Source organism: Halomonas sp. 11-S5, assembly GCF_029889825.1.
Classification (GTDB): Bacteria; Pseudomonadota; Gammaproteobacteria; order Pseudomonadales; family Halomonadaceae; genus Halomonas.
Window position 1 is genome coordinate 41,262 of the sequence record NZ_JARANW010000023.1, and the last position, 14,780, is coordinate 56,041.

14 protein-coding genes are annotated in these 14,780 nt (G+C 63.7%); all 14 read right to left on the minus strand.

The window, feature by feature from the left end:
- The 14 genes from OP497_RS14170 to OP497_RS14235 all read right to left on the minus strand — a co-directional run bounded on the left by OP497_RS14170 (window position 1) and on the right by OP497_RS14235 (window position 14,517).
- Window positions 1-1,242: a uracil-xanthine permease family protein gene (locus OP497_RS14170; RefSeq protein WP_280549499.1), complete on the minus strand. Its 1,242-nt coding sequence runs from the start codon at window positions 1,240-1,242 to the stop codon at window positions 1-3.
- Between the two features lie 82 nt (window positions 1,243-1,324).
- Complete coding sequence (locus OP497_RS14175; protein ID WP_280549501.1) at window positions 1,325-2,941, minus strand: FAD-dependent oxidoreductase; 1,617 nt, start codon at window positions 2,939-2,941, stop codon at window positions 1,325-1,327.
- A gap of 147 nt (window positions 2,942-3,088) precedes the next feature.
- Window positions 3,089-4,831, minus strand: coding sequence for an ABC transporter substrate-binding protein (locus tag OP497_RS14180; RefSeq protein WP_280549503.1), 1,743 nt, complete (start codon window positions 4,829-4,831; stop codon window positions 3,089-3,091).
- A 57-nt stretch (window positions 4,832-4,888) separates the two neighbouring features.
- Entirely contained in the window at window positions 4,889-5,161 is a 273-nt protein-coding gene (locus OP497_RS14185; RefSeq protein ID WP_280549505.1) for a DUF2160 domain-containing protein, read from the minus strand.
- Between the two features lie 12 nt (window positions 5,162-5,173).
- Window positions 5,174-6,067, minus strand: coding sequence for a carbohydrate ABC transporter permease (locus OP497_RS14190; protein ID WP_280549507.1), 894 nt, complete (start codon window positions 6,065-6,067; stop codon window positions 5,174-5,176).
- Between the two features lies 1 nt (window position 6,068).
- Window positions 6,069-6,950 (minus strand): sugar ABC transporter permease, encoded by an 882-nt coding sequence (locus OP497_RS14195; protein WP_280549509.1) that lies wholly within the window; start codon window positions 6,948-6,950, stop codon window positions 6,069-6,071.
- Complete coding sequence (locus tag OP497_RS14200) at window positions 6,943-8,043, minus strand: ABC transporter ATP-binding protein (protein ID WP_280549511.1); 1,101 nt, start codon at window positions 8,041-8,043, stop codon at window positions 6,943-6,945. Before OP497_RS14200 ends, OP497_RS14195 begins: the two co-directional genes overlap by 8 nt.
- A 1-nt stretch (window position 8,044) precedes the next feature.
- The gene (locus tag OP497_RS14205; RefSeq protein ID WP_280549512.1) at window positions 8,045-9,133 is read right to left on the minus strand and encodes an ABC transporter ATP-binding protein; all 1,089 of its coding nucleotides are present in this window, start codon (window positions 9,131-9,133) and stop codon (window positions 8,045-8,047) included.
- Window positions 9,134-9,513: 380 nt separating this feature from the next.
- Window positions 9,514-10,143, minus strand: a complete 630-nt coding sequence (gene upp, locus OP497_RS14210) for a uracil phosphoribosyltransferase (protein ID WP_280549513.1) — start codon at window positions 10,141-10,143, stop codon at window positions 9,514-9,516.
- Window positions 10,144-10,428: 285 nt separating this feature from the next.
- Window positions 10,429-11,112: a uracil-DNA glycosylase gene (gene ung, locus OP497_RS14215; RefSeq protein ID WP_280549515.1), complete on the minus strand. Its 684-nt coding sequence runs from the start codon at window positions 11,110-11,112 to the stop codon at window positions 10,429-10,431.
- A 3-nt stretch (window positions 11,113-11,115) separates the two neighbouring features.
- On the minus strand, window positions 11,116-11,595 hold the full coding sequence (gene gpt / locus OP497_RS14220) for a xanthine phosphoribosyltransferase (protein ID WP_280549517.1): 480 nt from the start codon (window positions 11,593-11,595) through the stop codon (window positions 11,116-11,118).
- A 5-nt stretch (window positions 11,596-11,600) separates the two neighbouring features.
- Window positions 11,601-12,146, minus strand: a complete 546-nt coding sequence (locus OP497_RS14225; protein WP_280549522.1) for an adenine phosphoribosyltransferase — start codon at window positions 12,144-12,146, stop codon at window positions 11,601-11,603.
- A gap of 42 nt (window positions 12,147-12,188) precedes the next feature.
- Window positions 12,189-13,493 (minus strand): NCS2 family permease, encoded by a 1,305-nt coding sequence (locus tag OP497_RS14230; protein WP_280549530.1) that lies wholly within the window; start codon window positions 13,491-13,493, stop codon window positions 12,189-12,191.
- A 394-nt stretch (window positions 13,494-13,887) separates the two neighbouring features.
- Window positions 13,888-14,517, minus strand: coding sequence for a riboflavin synthase subunit alpha (locus OP497_RS14235; RefSeq protein WP_280549532.1), 630 nt, complete (start codon window positions 14,515-14,517; stop codon window positions 13,888-13,890).
- Window positions 14,518-14,780: the final 263 nt, after the last annotated feature.

The window sequence follows — 14,780 nt, forward strand, 5'->3', positions numbered from 1 at the left end:
TCACTCCTCGTCGGCGCGGGGCAGCACCCAGTTGAGGACGATGCCGACCAGGGCGGCGAGGCTGACCCCCTGCAGGGTGAACTGGCCGTTGCCGAACTGCATGCCGCCGATGCCGAAGACCAGCACCAGGGAGACCACCACCAGGTTGCGCGGCGCGGTGAGCGGCTTGCCGGCGCGCACCAGGGTGTTCATGCCGACCACGGCGATGGAGCCGAAGAGCAGGGTCATGATGCCGCCCATCACCGGCCCCGGGATGGTCTGCAGCAGCGCGCCGAGCTTGCCGACGAAAGCCAGGACGATGGCGATGCAGGCGGCGACCACCATGATCCGGGGGTCGAAGGCTCGGGTCAGGGTCACGGCCCCGGTGACCTCGGAGTAGGTGGTGTTGGGCGGTCCGCCGAAGATCGCCGCGGCGGTGGTGGCCAGGCCATCGCCCAGCAGGGTGCGATGCAGGCCGGGCTTCTCCAGGTAGTTCCTGCGGGTCACCGAGCCGATGGCGACCATGTCACCGATATGCTCCACCGCCGGGGCGATGGCGACCGGGATCATGAACAGGATCGCCGCCCAGTGGAAGCTCGGCGCGGTGAACGACGGCAGCGACAGCCAGGCCGATTCCTGCACCGGGGTGAAGTCCACCACGCCCATCACCAGCGCCAGCGCATAGCCCGTGACGATACCGCCCATGATCGGGATCAGGCGGATCAGGCCGCGGCCGAACACCGCCAGCACCAGGGTGACCAAGAGGCTTGCCATGGAGAGGAAGATCGCCGCGCCGTAGCCGATGTTCTCACTGGTCTCGCCGGTGGCCATGTCCACCGCCACCGGGGCCAGGGCCAGGCCGATCACCATGATCACCGGCCCCACCACCACTGGTGGCAGCAGGCGATGCAGCCAGACGGTGCCCTTGAGGCGCACGAACTGGGAGATCACCACATAGACCAGGCCGGCGACCATCAGCCCCCCCAGGGTGGCGGGAATGCCGTAGTTCGCCACCGAGCCCTGGATGGGCGCGATAAAGGCAAAGGACGAAGCCAGGAAGACCGGCACGCTGACCCGGGTCACCCCATGGAAGATCAGGGTGCCGATCCCCGCCGTGAACAGCGCCACATTGGGGTCCAGGCCGGTGAGCAGCGGCACCAGCACCAGGGCGCCAAAGGCCACGAAGAGCATCTGCGCCCCGGTCAGCAGGGTGCGTAACGGGGAGTCGGTGGGCATGGCGGCCGCCGCCGAGTTGTCGGTCATGGTCCAGGGCTCCGGAAGGGTCGAGGGGGAAGGAATCGCGCGGCATTCTATCAGCCTGGCTGCGCCAATAGCTTCTCGTCCCTCAACGCTCGGGTATCGCCGTCTCCAGATACTCCTGCAGGCGTGCCTCGGCCTGGTCGTCGAAGAGGATATCGCAGGCTTCGCGCAGTCCCGGCGAGTGGCGGATGCTCTCCTCGGGCACCACCAGCGAGACCTTGGCGCGTCGCCTCAGGAAGTCCTCGAGCTTGGTCACCATCTCGCGGCGCCTGGCCAGTTTCAGCTCGCAGCGCAGGTATTCGGTGCCTTCGATGAGCACCTCGCCCTGGCGCGGATCCTGGCGGATGTCCTCGAGCATCTCCAGTGCCTGGGCGCCATAGCGGCGCCACAACCGAGAGCTGAGCGGCTCGGAGGCCTCGGCGCCGGTCATGGCATCCAGCTCCATCAGCCGTGCCTGATGCATGAAAGCCGCGCGAACCGAGGCATCGGGCTCGCCGTACCAACGATAGTCCGGGAACGGGATCTCGATACCGAACCGGCGCACCTCCTCCACCACCTCCTCGCCGACATTGAGACAATCGGTGAGCTTGCCGCCGAAGATGCTCAGGTGGCGCTTCTCGCTGTCGATGTCGATGGCATGCTTGCGCGACAGGTTGAGAAAATCCCGGTCGCCGCCGCCGCTGGGCTTGACGGCCAGGGGGCGCACGCCGCAACGGGTGGCGATGATGTCCTCCTTGCCCAGTGGCGTCTCGAGCTCGAGTCGGGTGTTGATGTTATCGAGCACGAAGCGGATATCCTCCTCCGTCGCGCCGACCTCGGGCTTCTCGACCCGCGTATCGGTGGTGCCGATACAGGTGCGCGGCCCCATGGGGATGACGAAGAACAGCCGACCATCGTCGGCGAAGAAGGCGAGCACACGTTTGCTGTCGGTCAGCCGCGGCACGATCAGGTGGATGCCCTTGGAGAAGACATGATGGTGGTCGGTGTGCTGTCCCGAGAGGCTGTTGTGCTGGTCGACCCAGGGGCCGGCCGCGTTGATCAGCACCCGGGAGCGAATCTCGAAGGTACGGTCATCGGTGCGGTCGCGGACCGTGGTGATCCAGAGATCGCCTTCACGGCGCGCCCCCAGTGACTCGACGTAGTTGGCGGCCACGGTGCCGAAATCCAGCGCACCGCGCACGAAATTGAAGACGAAACGCGCATCGTTGTCATGCAGGTAGGCATCGGAATACTCGAAGCCCCCCTGGGCATTGCGGGTATCGATGATCGGTTCACGCGCCTTGATCCCCGCAGGACGCAGGAAGTTGGGCCTGCGCGTGAAGGCACTACCCATCAGCCAATAAAGCCAGGTACCGGCCCAAGGATAGAGAGGATGATGGCGAAAGCCCTTGTTGATGGTGGTCAGGAAGCGGATCTCCTGGACCGTGGAGGGGTAGCTCCTGATCAGGTGGTTGCGACTCTTGCACAGCTTGCGCACCAGCTTGAAGTCGCCGCTCTCCATGTACTTGATGCCACCCCACACCAGGTTGGAGGAGTGCATGCTGGTGCTGCCGGCAAAATCACCGCGATCGATCAGCGCGACCCTGGCCCCCTTTCCGCTCAGCGCCGCCGCCGCCGCGGCGCCGTTGATACCGCCACCGATGACCAGCGCATCGAAGGTCTGGCCGGGGAGCTTGCGGATGTTGTTCTCTCTGAGTTGCATGTCTGGCCCTTTTTCAAAGCAACGGGCCCCGCTCGGACTGCACCGAGCGGGGCCCTGGGTCCCGTTCAGGCAACCGGTTACACGATCTTGAACTGCCCCGAGAGCGCCCGGGGCAAGGGTGAGCGGGTCAAGCGACCCGCCCGCCCATCATTCGCGGGAACCGGCGGCCATCCACGCCTCCATCATCTCGTCGTAGGGAACGGTGGTGCCCTGCGGCATCTCGTCATCCAGCTGCGCCTTGGGCGAACCCGGCTGGTCGAGCCAGTACTGGGGGTCGCGCTCGTCGTTGAGGTTGGGGGCATAGGTCGTGAAGACCTTGGCCCGCGCCAGGCGCGCCATGATGCTGTCGAGATCCCCGGCGAGGTTGTCGAGCGCTTCCTTGGGCGAGATATCGCCGCTGACGGCCGGCGCCAGGTTCTGCCACCACAGCGGTGCCATGCGCGGGTAATCCGGCACGTTGGTGGAAGATGGCGTCCAGTTGGACTCGTTGGGGCTGCGATAGAACTCCACCAGCCCGCCGAGCTTGGGTGCCATCTCGGTCATCTGCTCGGAGAACACGTCCGACTCGCGGATCGGCGTCAGACCCTCCATGAGCTTCTCCAGCGATACCGTCTTGGAGACGGTGAACTGGGCGAACAGCCAGGCAGCGGTGCGGCGATCTTCCGGGGTGGAGTCGAAGAAGGTCCAGGAGCCCACGTCCTGGTAGCCGACCTTCATGCCCTCTTCCCAGTAGGGACCGGTGGGCGACGGCGCCATGCGCCACTTGGGATTGCCCTCCTCGTCGGTGACCGGCAGAGCGGGGTCGGTCATGTCGGCGGTGAAGGCGGTGTACCAGAACATCTGCTGGGCGACATTGCCCTGGGCCGGCACCGGCCCGGCCTCACCGAAGGTCATGCCGCTGGCCTCGGGTGGGGCGTACTTCTCGAGCCAATCCACCATCTTGGTCACGGCGAACACCGAGGCCGGCGAGTTGGTGGCACCGCCGCGAGACACGCTCGCGCCGACCGGTTGACTCTGTTCGTTGACGCGGATGCCCCAGTCGTCCACCGGATTGCCGAACGGCACGCCGGGGCTGCCCATGCCTGCCATGGAGAGCCAGGAGTCATGGAAGCGCCAGCCCAGCGAGGGGTCGCGACGACCATAGTCCATGTGGCCATAGACCTTGGTGCCGTCGATCTCGCCGACGTGCTCGGTGAAGAACTCGGCAATGTCTTCGTAGGCGGTCCAGTTGGTCGGCACCCCCAGGTCGTAGCCATAGATGTCGCGGAACTGCTTCTGGAGGTCCTCGCGTTGGAACCAGTCGTAGCGGAACCAGTAGAGGTTGGCGAACTGCTGCGTAGGCAACTGGTAGATGCTGCCATCCGGGCCGGTGCCGTACTGCAGGCCGATGAAGTCATCGAGATCCAGGGTCGGCAGCGTATAGTCGGCCCACTCGTTCTCCATGGCATTGGAGATATTGACGGTCGTACCGTAGCGGATATGGGTCCCGATGGCATCGGAGTCGTTGACGTAGCCATCGTAGATGTTGCGACCCGACTGCATCTGGGTCTGCATGTTGTTGACCACATCACCCTCGCCGATGATGTTATGGGTCACCTCGATGCCGGTCAGTTCGCTGAACGCCTCGGCCAGCACATCCCGTTCGTAGATATGCGTGGTCAGGCCCTCGGCGACGGTATTGATCTCCATGTCGCGAAAGGGCTCGGCCGCCTTGGCGAACCACAGCAGCTCCTCGATCTGATCCTCGCGGGACAGCGTCGAGTTCTGGAAGTGTTCATCGACCAGGCGTTCGGCGATGGCGCGCGCGTCGTGGTTGTCGGCGTGCAGGGCAGGGCTTGCCAGCATGACACCGGCCGCCAGTAGAGAGAGTCGCATTGTTGTCGCTTTCATATTGACCTCTTGGGTTGTCGTCGTCCGTCCCTGGACATTCGGCTCCATGCGTTTCTGTCAGCCCCAGCGCATCAGGATCAGTAACCAGAGCACCGATGCCCCCAGAGCCAGCCAGATGTTGAGCGGGGTGAAGCCCACCACCACCAGGTGGATATAGGCCGCGCAAAGCAGCCCGATGAAGAGCCGATCACCGCGGGTGGTCGAAATCGGCAAGAAGCCCTTGCGCTCGACCGTCGGCGAGATGACCTCCCAGGCCGTCATGCTGGCCAGCATGGCCGCGATGACCACGAAGAAGACCGTAGTGGGGGTGGTCCAGACCATCCATTCCATGTCGCGTCCTCCTCAGGTGCGGCCCAGGGCAAAGCCCTTGGCGATGTGATTGCGAACGAAATAGACCACCACGATACCCGGCAGGATCGTCAGCGTACCGGCGGCGGCCAGCGCCCCCCAGTCGATCCCCGAGGCACCTTTGGTCTGAGTCATCACCGAGGCAATGGGCTGGGCGCCAGTGGAGGTCAGGGTGCTGGCCAGCAGCAACTCGACCCAGGAGAACATGAACAGGAAGAACAGGGTCACGCCGATACCGGAGCTGATCATGGGGATGAAGATCTTCACGAAGAACGTCGGGAAGCTGTAGCCATCGATGAAGGCCGTCTCGTCGATCTCCTTGGGTACCCCGCTCATGAAACCCTCGAGAATCCACACGGCCAGCGGAATGTTGAACAGGCAGTGGGCCAGCGCGACCGCGATATGGGTGTCGAACAGCCCAACGGTGTAATAGAGCTGGAAATAGGGCAGCAGGAAGACGGCCGGCGGCGCCATCAGGTTGGTCAACAGCCAGAAGAACAGGTGCTTGTCGCCGATGAACTTGTAGCGGCTGAAGGCATAGGCGGCCGGGAGTGCCACCGCGATGCTGATCAGCATGTTCATCAGCACATAGGTTATCGAGTTCACGTAGCCCATGTACCAGCTGGATTCGCTGAGGATCTTGGCGTAGTGCTCGATGGTGAAGCTCTCGGGCCACAGGGTCAGTCCGCCGAGGATCTCGGTGTTGGACTGGAAGGACATGTTGAGCAGCCAGTAGATCGGCAACAGCACGAACACGATATAGGCGGTCATGAGGCCCCGGCGGCGCCACTGACGGGAGGCCGGGCGCGCCTTGCGGCGACGCCGGTTGTCGGCAGCCGCGGCGCGCTGGCGCACGGCATCGGGGGTGGTGGGCAATGAATCACTCATGTCATGCCTCCTTGTTGTTGTCGTCTTTCTGCATGTTCATGATCGCGGTGTAGAACACCCAGGTGACCAGCAGGATGATCAGGAAATAGATCAGCGAGAAGGCCGCCGAGGGCCCCAGGTCTTGCTGGCCGATGGCCATGGTGGTCAGCGACTGGCTGAGAAACGTCGTGGAGCTGCCGGGGCCCCCGCCAGTGAGCACGAAGGGCTCGGCGTAGATCATGAAGGAGTGCATGAAGCGCAGCAGCACCCCGATCACCAGCACGTTGGTGAGCTTGGGCAGCTGGATGTAGCGGAACACGGCCCACTTAGAGGCGCGGTCGATACGCGCCGCCTGGTAATAGGCATCGGGAATCGAGCGCAGCCCGCTGTAGCAGAGCAACGCGATCAGCGGCGTCCAGTGCCAGACATCCATCAGGATGATGGTCGCCCAGGCGTCCACCGGGCTCGCGGTGATGTTGTAGCCATAGCCGAGCTCACGCAGGCTCCAGCCCATCAGGCCGATATCGCCCCGCGTGAAGATCTGCCAGATGCTGCCGACCACGTTCCAGGGAATCAGCAACGGCATGGTCACGAGTATCAGCACGGCCGAGGCCTGCCAGCCCTTCTTGGGCATGATCAGGGCGATGCCGATCCCCAGCGGCACCTCGATGGCCAGCACAGTCAGCGAGAAGGCAAACTGACGCAGCACGGCCGCCTGCAGGGCTGGATCGTTGAGCATCTCCTTGAACCACTCGGTGCCCGTGAAGAAGCGCGTATTGGCATCGAAGACGTCCTGGACCGAGTAGTTGACCACGGTCATCAGCGGGATGACGGCCGAAAAGGCCACCAGCAGCAGCATGGGCAGGATCAACCACCATGCGCGATTGTTATAGACTTTATTCATTTTCGATCTCCACGCGGTATTCGTCGACGTAAAGGCCGAGTCGCTCGTCGGGAAAGCGCAGCCATGCCTTGCCGGTGGGCGTCACCTGGTCCTCCTCGATACGCGCCTTGAGGGCCATGCTGCCCAGCGTCAGATAGACGATCGAGTAGGTCCCCAGGTCCTGGGCGTGATCCACCCGGGCCTCCATGCCCCCCTCGACCGGCTCGGCATGCACCTCGATGAATTCGGGACGGATGCCGAGCTTGATGTTGGTGGTGCGGGCACGGGCCACGGCGTCATGGACGCCCTGCCCGACCGCCAGCTCGGTGTCACCGGCCATCACGCGCCCGTTACGGACCATGACATCCAGAAAATTCATGCCCGGGCTGCCGATGAAGTAACCCACGAAGGTGTGGTTGGGCCTCTCGAAGAGCTCCCTGGGCGTGCCGAACTGCACCACCTGACCCTCGTACATCACGGCGATCTTGTCGGCGAAGGTGGAGGCCTCGAGCTGGTCGTGGGTCACGTAGACCATGGTGATCTCGAAGCGCTGGTGGATCTCCTTGAGCTTGCGGCGCAGCTTCCACTTGAGCTGAGGATCGATGACGGTGAGCGGCTCATCGAAGAGGATCGCCGAGACGTCCTCGCGCACCAGCCCCCTGCCCATGGAGACCTTCTGCTTCTCGTCAGCGGTGAGGTTCTTGGCCTTGCGCTTGAGCTGGGCGGTGAGCTCCAGCACCTCGGCGACTTCCATGACGCGCTCATGGACCCGCGCCTCGGGGGTCTTCACATTGCGCAGCGGAAAGGCCAGGTTGTCGTAGACCGTCATGGTGTCGTAGATGACGGGGAACTGGAAAACCTGGGCGATATTGCGCGATTCGGGTGGCAGGGCATTGACCACCTCGCCGTCGAAGAGCACCTCACCGCTGGAGGGTTCCAGCAGGCCAGAGATGATGTTGAGCAGGGTCGACTTGCCGCAACCCGAGGGCCCGAGCAGCGCATAAGCGCCACCCTGGTGCCAGACGTGATTCATCTCGCGGATGGCATAGTCCTCGGGGGAGCGAGGGTCGGGCAGGTAGGTATGGGCGAGGGATTTCAGGGTGATCTCTGCCATGTCAGATGCCCCCCAGGTGCGTCGGTATATGCACCACCGCGCCCTGGCGGTCGAAGGCATACACCTTGTGGGTCGGGAAATAGAGCGTCACGGGCGCATCGACACGGAACTCGTGGACCCCCTCGAGGTGTACCGTCATGTGGAAGAGGTCGTTGTGCACGTGAAGGAAGGTCTCGGAGCCACTGATCTCCGCCAGGTCGACGGTCATCTTCACCTCGATGTCATCCTTGGCCCGGGGCGCGAGCGAGATGTGCGAGGCGCGCACGCCGAAGCGGTACTCACCCGGCGCCAGGCTGCGCAGGTCGTCGTTGATGGGAAAATGCAGTGTCTTGTCGAAGGTCACCTCGGCGCCGGAGATGATCCCCTCGACGATGTTGATCGGGGGCTCGGAAAACATCTCCGCGGTCAGGATGTCATGCGGACGGTGGTAGACGTCTTCCGTTCGGCCATACTGCAGCAGGCGCCCTTCGTGGAGCACGGCGGTGTTGCCGCCCAACGCCAGGGCCTCGGCGGGTTCGGTAGTGGCATAGACGGCGATGCAGTTGCGTTCGCTGAACACCGACCGCAGCTCGTCGCGGAATTCCTCGCGGAGCTTGTAGTCCAGGTTGACCAGCGGCTCGTCGAAGAGCACGACATCGGCATCCTTGACCAACGCACGCCCCATGGCGGTACGCTGCTGCTGACCGCCGGAAAGCTCGAGGGGCAGGCGATCGAGCAGATGCTCGATATGCAACATTTCGGCGACCGCCCGCACCCGCCGGTCGACCTCGGCGCGCGCGACCTTGGCCAGCTTGAGGGGCGAGGCGATGTTGTCGTAGACGGAGAGCGCCGGATAGTTGATGAACTGCTGGTAGACCATGGAGACGTTGCGCTTGCGCACCGAGCGGCCGGTCACGTCTTCCCCATCCATCAGGATTCGGCCGCGAGTCGGGGTATCGAGCCCCGCCATCAGGCGCATCAGGGTGGTCTTGCCGGCCAGGGTCCGCCCCAGCAGGACATTGAAGGAGCCCGGCTGTAGCTCCAGGTTCACGCCCGCGATGTGAGTAGCGCCACCGACCACATGATCGATGCTATCTAGGATCAAGGACATACAGATCTCGACGGTTCGTTGTTATGTGATGGGTTCGGAGACTGCTGAACACAACGTAGTCGATATTCGCTTTCAAACACAAATGTCGTCAACCGAAAACATCCAGGGCTGGCACGACAATCGCCCCAAGAGGCGCCCAACATCTTGTTATCACTTTATTTTCTTCAATCCTTGAACTTTTGTCTAACAAGCCATGACGAGAGATGGCGAAACGCCGACGCGGGAGAGTATGTCGCCACATGATCGAAAACGAACATCATGCAACATCGCGTGGAGGAGACCCCGGGACGAGCAGGAGGTGAGGAAGGTAATGCCGAGATCACCTGCAGGGGCGGTCGCCCTGCAGGTCGAAAGGCGTCAGGAAGGAGCAGTGGCGCGGTTCAGCGGGTGCCGAAGATCTTGTCGCCCGCGTCGCCCAAACCCGGCACGATATAGCCGTTCTCGTCGAGATGGTCATCCAGCGCGGCGGTGTAGAGCTCGATGTCCGGGTAGGCATCCTGGACACGCTTGAGCCCCTCGGGAGCCGCCACCAGCACGATGACCTTCATGTGCTTGCAGCCGCGCTCGCGCAGCATGTCCAGGGTCGCGACCATGGTGCCGCCGGTGGCCAGCATGGGATCGATGACAATGGCCATGCGCTCGTCCAGGTCATTGGCGAACTTGGCAAAGTAAGGCACCGGCTCCAGCGTCTCCTCGTCGCGATAAAGGCCGACCACGCTGACCCGGGCGCTGGGGATCAGGTCGGTGACGCCGTCGAGCATGCCCAGCCCCGCGCGCAGGATCGGCACGATGGTGACCTTCTTGCCCTTGAGCAACTTCACCGGAATCCTGTTGCCGCTCCAGCCGTCGATCTCCTGGGTCTCCAGTTCCAGGTCGCTGGTCGCCTCGTAGGTGAGCAGCTTGGCCAGCTCCCCGGCCAGTTCGCGGAAGCTCTTGGTGCTGATGCCGGCTTCGCGCATCAGGCCGAGCTTGTGCTGGACCAGGGGATGCTGGATGGCGTGGACGCTCATGGGGGACCTCTTGGACGGCGGTGGGTACGTGGCGACTATCGTCGGATGGACAGCAACGACAAATTGTCAATCATTCTAACCGCATCCCGCGTTGAGGTTAAGGCTGTGCGAGCACCTCGCGATCCAGCAATAGGACACCGCAGCACCGCTCGGAGCTGATCCAGCGGCAGGCCTATGAGGAGGCGCTGTGAATACTTCCCTGTACGCTACCGACGCCATCCATGGCGTAGGACCTCCTCTCCGGCCTGCCCCTGGCGCCCCTCGCTCAGGTCAGTGAGGATCGCCCTAGGGCGTTGTGGGTAGCTGCCAGTCGATGGGCTCACGTCCATGCTCGGCCAGAAAGGCATTGGCCCGGGAAAAGTGGTGGTTGCCAAAGAAGCCGCGGTGCGCCGAGAGCGGCGAGGGATGCGGGGATTCCAGCACCAGGTGGCGCGAGGTATCGACCAGCGCCTTCTTCTTGCGGGCCGGGCTGCCCCACAGCAGAAATACCGAGGGTTCGGCATGCTCGCTCACCGTGGCGATGGCACGGTCGGTGAAGGTCTCCCAGCCCTTACCGCGATGCGAGCCGGCATTGCCCTGCTCCACGGTCAGCGAGGTATTGAGCAGCAACACCCCCTGGCGTGCCCAATGCTCGAGGTTGCCGTGATCCACCGGCTGGAAGCCCACGTCAGCCTGCAGTTCTTTGTAGATGTTGACCAGAGACGGGGGGACGCGCACGCCGGAGCGCACCGAGAAACACAGCCCATGGGCCTGGTTCGGTCCGTGATAGGGATCCTGACCGAGGATCATCACCTTGACCCGGTCCAGCGGCGTCAGCTCGAAGGCGCGGAACCAGTCTGCCGAGTGCGGATAGATCACCTTCCTGGCGGCTTTCTCGGCGGCCAGAAAGTCGCGCAGCGACTGCATGTAGGGCGCTTCGAACTGATCGCCCAGCCACTGCTGCCAGCTGTCGGGGAGCGGACAGGCCATGAGTCAGCGCTTCGCCTGGTCGACAAGCGGTTCGACGTAGGCCACGCCCATGTCCCAGGGAAACTGGATCCAGCAGTCCTGGGCCACCTCGGTGAGGTACTGGTCGACCAGCGGCTTACCCTCGGGCTTGGCATAGATGGTCACGAAGTGGGCCCTGGGGAGCATCTCGCTCACGGCCTTGGCGGTTCGTCCGGTATCGACCAGGTCGTCGACCAGCAGCCAGCCTTCGCCGTCGTGGTCGACGCCCTTCATCACCTCCAGGCCACCCTGATCCATGTGCTCGTAGCTCTTGATGCAGACGGTATCGATCAGACGCAAATCGAGCTCCCGGGCGATCAACGCCGCGGGAATCAAGCCCCCGCGGGTGATAGCGATGATGCCCTTGAAGTCGCGCTCGATCAGCCGGTGGCAGAGCTCGCGCACGTCGCGATGCAGCTGGTCCCAGGACACGGTGAAGTGCTGGTGGTAGCGATGGGTGCTCATGACGTTCACTCGTCCTCGGTGAAGGAACAGACCGAGAAGACCCCGTAGCCCGCTTCACGGATGCGCTGGGACCCGCCCAGGTCCGGCAGGTCGACGATGGTGGCGGTCTCGACGACCCGCCCGCCGCTGCGGGTGATCAACTTGGCCGCGGCCAGCATGGTACCGCCGGTGGCGATCAGGTCGTCGACGATCAGGATGCGATCCCCCTGCTGGAACGCATCGGAGTGTAGCTCCACCTCGGCCTCGCCGTACTCCAGGGTATAGGTCTCACTGATGGTACGGAACGGCAGCTTGCCCTTCTTGCGCACCGGCACGAAGCTGCAACCCAGCTCGTAGGCGAGCGGTGCACCGATGATGAAGCCCCGGGCATCGATGGCGGCGATGGCGTCGATATCCATCTCCTGATAGCGGTGCACGAAGCTATCGACCAGCTTGCGGAAGGCCGCACTGTTCTGCAGCAGCGGGGTGATGTCGCGAAAGTTGACGCCCGACTGCGGCCAGTCGGGGACGGTGCGGATCACGGACTTGATGTAGTCGCCGTAGATGCTCATCGGGAGGAGTCTCGGTGAGTGAATGCAATCGGTAGATACGGATCAGCCAAGGAACAGGAACTTGCCGGCAAACAGCAACGCTAGCATGATCACTGCGGGATTCAGGTCCTTGAAACGCCCGGAGAGCGTCTTGATCGCGGCGTAGCTGATAAAGCCCAGGGCGATGCCTTCGGCGACCGAGAAGGTCAACGGCATGGCCAGGGCGGCGATCAGCACCGGGGCAGCGTCGGTCGGGTCGTCCCAGTTGGCGTGGGCCAGGCTGCTGGTCATCAGCACCGCCACATAGAGCAGGGCCCCAGCGGTCGCGTAGACCGGGATGGAACCCGCCAGCGGTGCAAAGAACAGGCTGACGAGAAACAGCACGGCCACCACCACCGCGGTCAGGCCGGTACGTCCACCGGAGACAATGCCGGCCGTGGACTCGATGTAGCTGGTAGTGGTGGAGGTTCCCAGCAAGGCCCCGGCCATGGAGGCGGTGCTGTCAGCCATCATCGCACGACCGATGCGCGGCAGCTTACCATCCTTGTCCAGCAGCCCGCCCTTGTGAGCCACGCCGACCAGGGTGCCGGAGGTGTCGAACAGGTCAACGAACAGGAAGGCGAAGATCACGCTGAGCATCGCCACATCCAGGGCGCCGGCCAGGTCCAGCGCCATGAAGGTCGGCGCAATGGCGGGCGGCATTGACATGAAGCCGCCAAACTCGTTGTGGCCAAGGATCATCGACAGCACGGTCACGCCGAGGATGCCGATCATCACCGCCCCGGTAACCCTGAGATAGGCGAGCGCGGTGATCACGAAGAAGCCCAGCAGCGCATAGAGGGCAGCGGGCTCGGAAAGATCTCCCAGGGCCACGAACGTCGCCTCGTTGGCGACCACGATGCCAGCATTCTTCAGCGCGATCATCGCCAGGAAGAGCCCGATACCCGCGGCGATGCCCAAGCGCAGGGAGAGCGGGATCGAGTTGATGATCCACTCGCGGATCCTGAAGATACTGAGCAGGAAGAAGATGAAGCCGGAGAAGAAGACGGCACCCAGCGCCGCCTCCCAGGTGTACCCCATGCCCAATACCACGCCGTAGGTAAAGAAGGCGTTGAGACCCATGCCGGGCGCCTGAGCGATGGGGTAGTTGGCCCACAGGCCCATGATCAGGCAGCCCACCGCGGCGGCCAGGCAGGTGGCGACGAACACGGCGCCGTAGTCCATGCCGGCCTGGGAGAGGATGCTCGGGTTGACGAAGATGATGTAGGCCATGGTTAGGAAGGTAGTGATCCCGGCGATGACCTCGGTCTTCACATCGGTGTTGTGTTCGGCCAGCTTGAACTGGTTGTCGATCAGGCGTTTCAGCATGGTTGTCGTTCCTGCGCGCGTGGACATTGCGATGGTCCTTGGGTGCGAGAAAGCCCGCGAGAAAAGCCGCCTATGGTACCCAAAGCCTCGGTGTGTGGCGAGGCACCCGGGCTACACACCCTGGGCATTCGCCACAGTCGAAAGCGAGGGGCGCCGGAGACAAGCCGCAGGGGAGGTCCTACGCCAGGGATGGCGTCGGTAGCGTACAGGGAGGTATTCACAGCGCCTCCCCGTAGGCTTGTCGCCGGATCAGCCCCGAGCGTTCAAGGCTCCCTGCATATAGCCCCGGGTGCCCACAGGCAGCACGGTCCCACCTAGTTAAGCAACTTGCGGGCCATTCGCCACTCGGCCCACCAACGCAGACTTGACGGAACGGTCAGGTTTTTCGTTCGTGTCACACGCTACGCGCTGCCAGCACCCGCTCCACTGTCTCGACAATGGCCTGGGTCTGGGGGTCGATCTCGATATTCACGGCGTCACCCGGGACCCGGTCCACCAGGACCGTACGGGCCAGGGTCTCGGGGATCAGATCGACGCAGAACCGCGGGCCATGGTCCGCGGTGACCGACTGCACCTGCCCGATGGTCAGGCTGATGCCATCCACGCCGATATAGCCCTTGTCGAACAGGAAGCGTCCCAGCGCCTGGGGCACCTCGAACCAGAGCCGGCGATTGTTGGGGGCTTCGTCGAGTTCGACCAGCTCGGCCAGCGCCATCACATGGCCGGACATGGCATGGCCGCCGATCTCGTCGCCGAAACGTGCCGCCCGCTCGATATTGACACGGTCGCCCTCCGTCACCGCACCGAGATTGGTCACCCGCAGGGTCTCGCGCATGAGATCGAAGCTGACCCGCTCGCCATCGAGGGCAGTGACCGTGAGACAGACCCCGTTGTGAGCCACCGAGGCGCCCAGCACCAACCCCTCGCGCAGCGCTGCCGGCAGCGCCAGCACATGGGTGCGAAAGGCCTCCGCCTCATGGATGGCTACCACCTCGGCGGTGCCCTGTACGATGCCTGTGAACATGAACGCTCCTCGTGCTGGCCAGCCGCGACCGGGTCGGGAAAAGAGGGCCAGTCTAGGAAACCGCGAGGAAGACGTCCATGGCGGCCCATTCTCATTGACATACGTTCGTTCGAAACCTAGCATTGGCGGCTACATTTTGAAGGCGCCGATTTGACCCCGGATTGCGGGCGCCGTCGTCGCGGACTGCCTCCACCCCGCAGAAGCGCGGGGGCGGGGGGGCGGAAAAAAAGGGTGAAGGATGTTATGCGCACCCCACCAGGCGG

Excerpts from the sequence above, each read along its gene's own strand:
- OP497_RS14185 (WP_280549505.1), bottom strand. The coding sequence starts at position 5,161 with ATGGAATGGATGGTCTGGACCACCCCCACTACGGTCTTCTTCGTGGTC.
- OP497_RS14175 (WP_280549501.1), bottom strand. The coding sequence starts at position 2,941 with ATGCAACTCAGAGAGAACAACATCCGCAAGCTCCCCGGCCAGACCTTC.
- OP497_RS14170 (WP_280549499.1), bottom strand. The coding sequence starts at position 1,242 with ATGACCGACAACTCGGCGGCGGCCGCCATGCCCACCGACTCCCCGTTA.
- OP497_RS14235 (WP_280549532.1), bottom strand. The coding sequence starts at position 14,517 with ATGTTCACAGGCATCGTACAGGGCACCGCCGAGGTGGTAGCCATCCAT.
- OP497_RS14225 (WP_280549522.1), bottom strand. The coding sequence starts at position 12,146 with ATGAGCATCTACGGCGACTACATCAAGTCCGTGATCCGCACCGTCCCC.
- gpt (WP_280549517.1), bottom strand. The coding sequence starts at position 11,595 with ATGAGCACCCATCGCTACCACCAGCACTTCACCGTGTCCTGGGACCAG.
- ung (WP_280549515.1), bottom strand. The coding sequence starts at position 11,112 with ATGGCCTGTCCGCTCCCCGACAGCTGGCAGCAGTGGCTGGGCGATCAG.
- upp (WP_280549513.1), bottom strand. The coding sequence starts at position 10,143 with ATGAGCGTCCACGCCATCCAGCATCCCCTGGTCCAGCACAAGCTCGGC.
- OP497_RS14200 (WP_280549511.1), bottom strand. The coding sequence starts at position 8,043 with ATGGCAGAGATCACCCTGAAATCCCTCGCCCATACCTACCTGCCCGAC.
- OP497_RS14195 (WP_280549509.1), bottom strand. The coding sequence starts at position 6,950 with ATGAATAAAGTCTATAACAATCGCGCATGGTGGTTGATCCTGCCCATG.
- OP497_RS14230 (WP_280549530.1), bottom strand. The coding sequence starts at position 13,493 with ATGCTGAAACGCCTGATCGACAACCAGTTCAAGCTGGCCGAACACAAC.
- OP497_RS14190 (WP_280549507.1), bottom strand. The coding sequence starts at position 6,067 with ATGAGTGATTCATTGCCCACCACCCCCGATGCCGTGCGCCAGCGCGCC.
- OP497_RS14205 (WP_280549512.1), bottom strand. The coding sequence starts at position 9,133 with ATGTCCTTGATCCTAGATAGCATCGATCATGTGGTCGGTGGCGCTACT.
- OP497_RS14180 (WP_280549503.1), bottom strand. The coding sequence starts at position 4,831 with ATGAAAGCGACAACAATGCGACTCTCTCTACTGGCGGCCGGTGTCATG.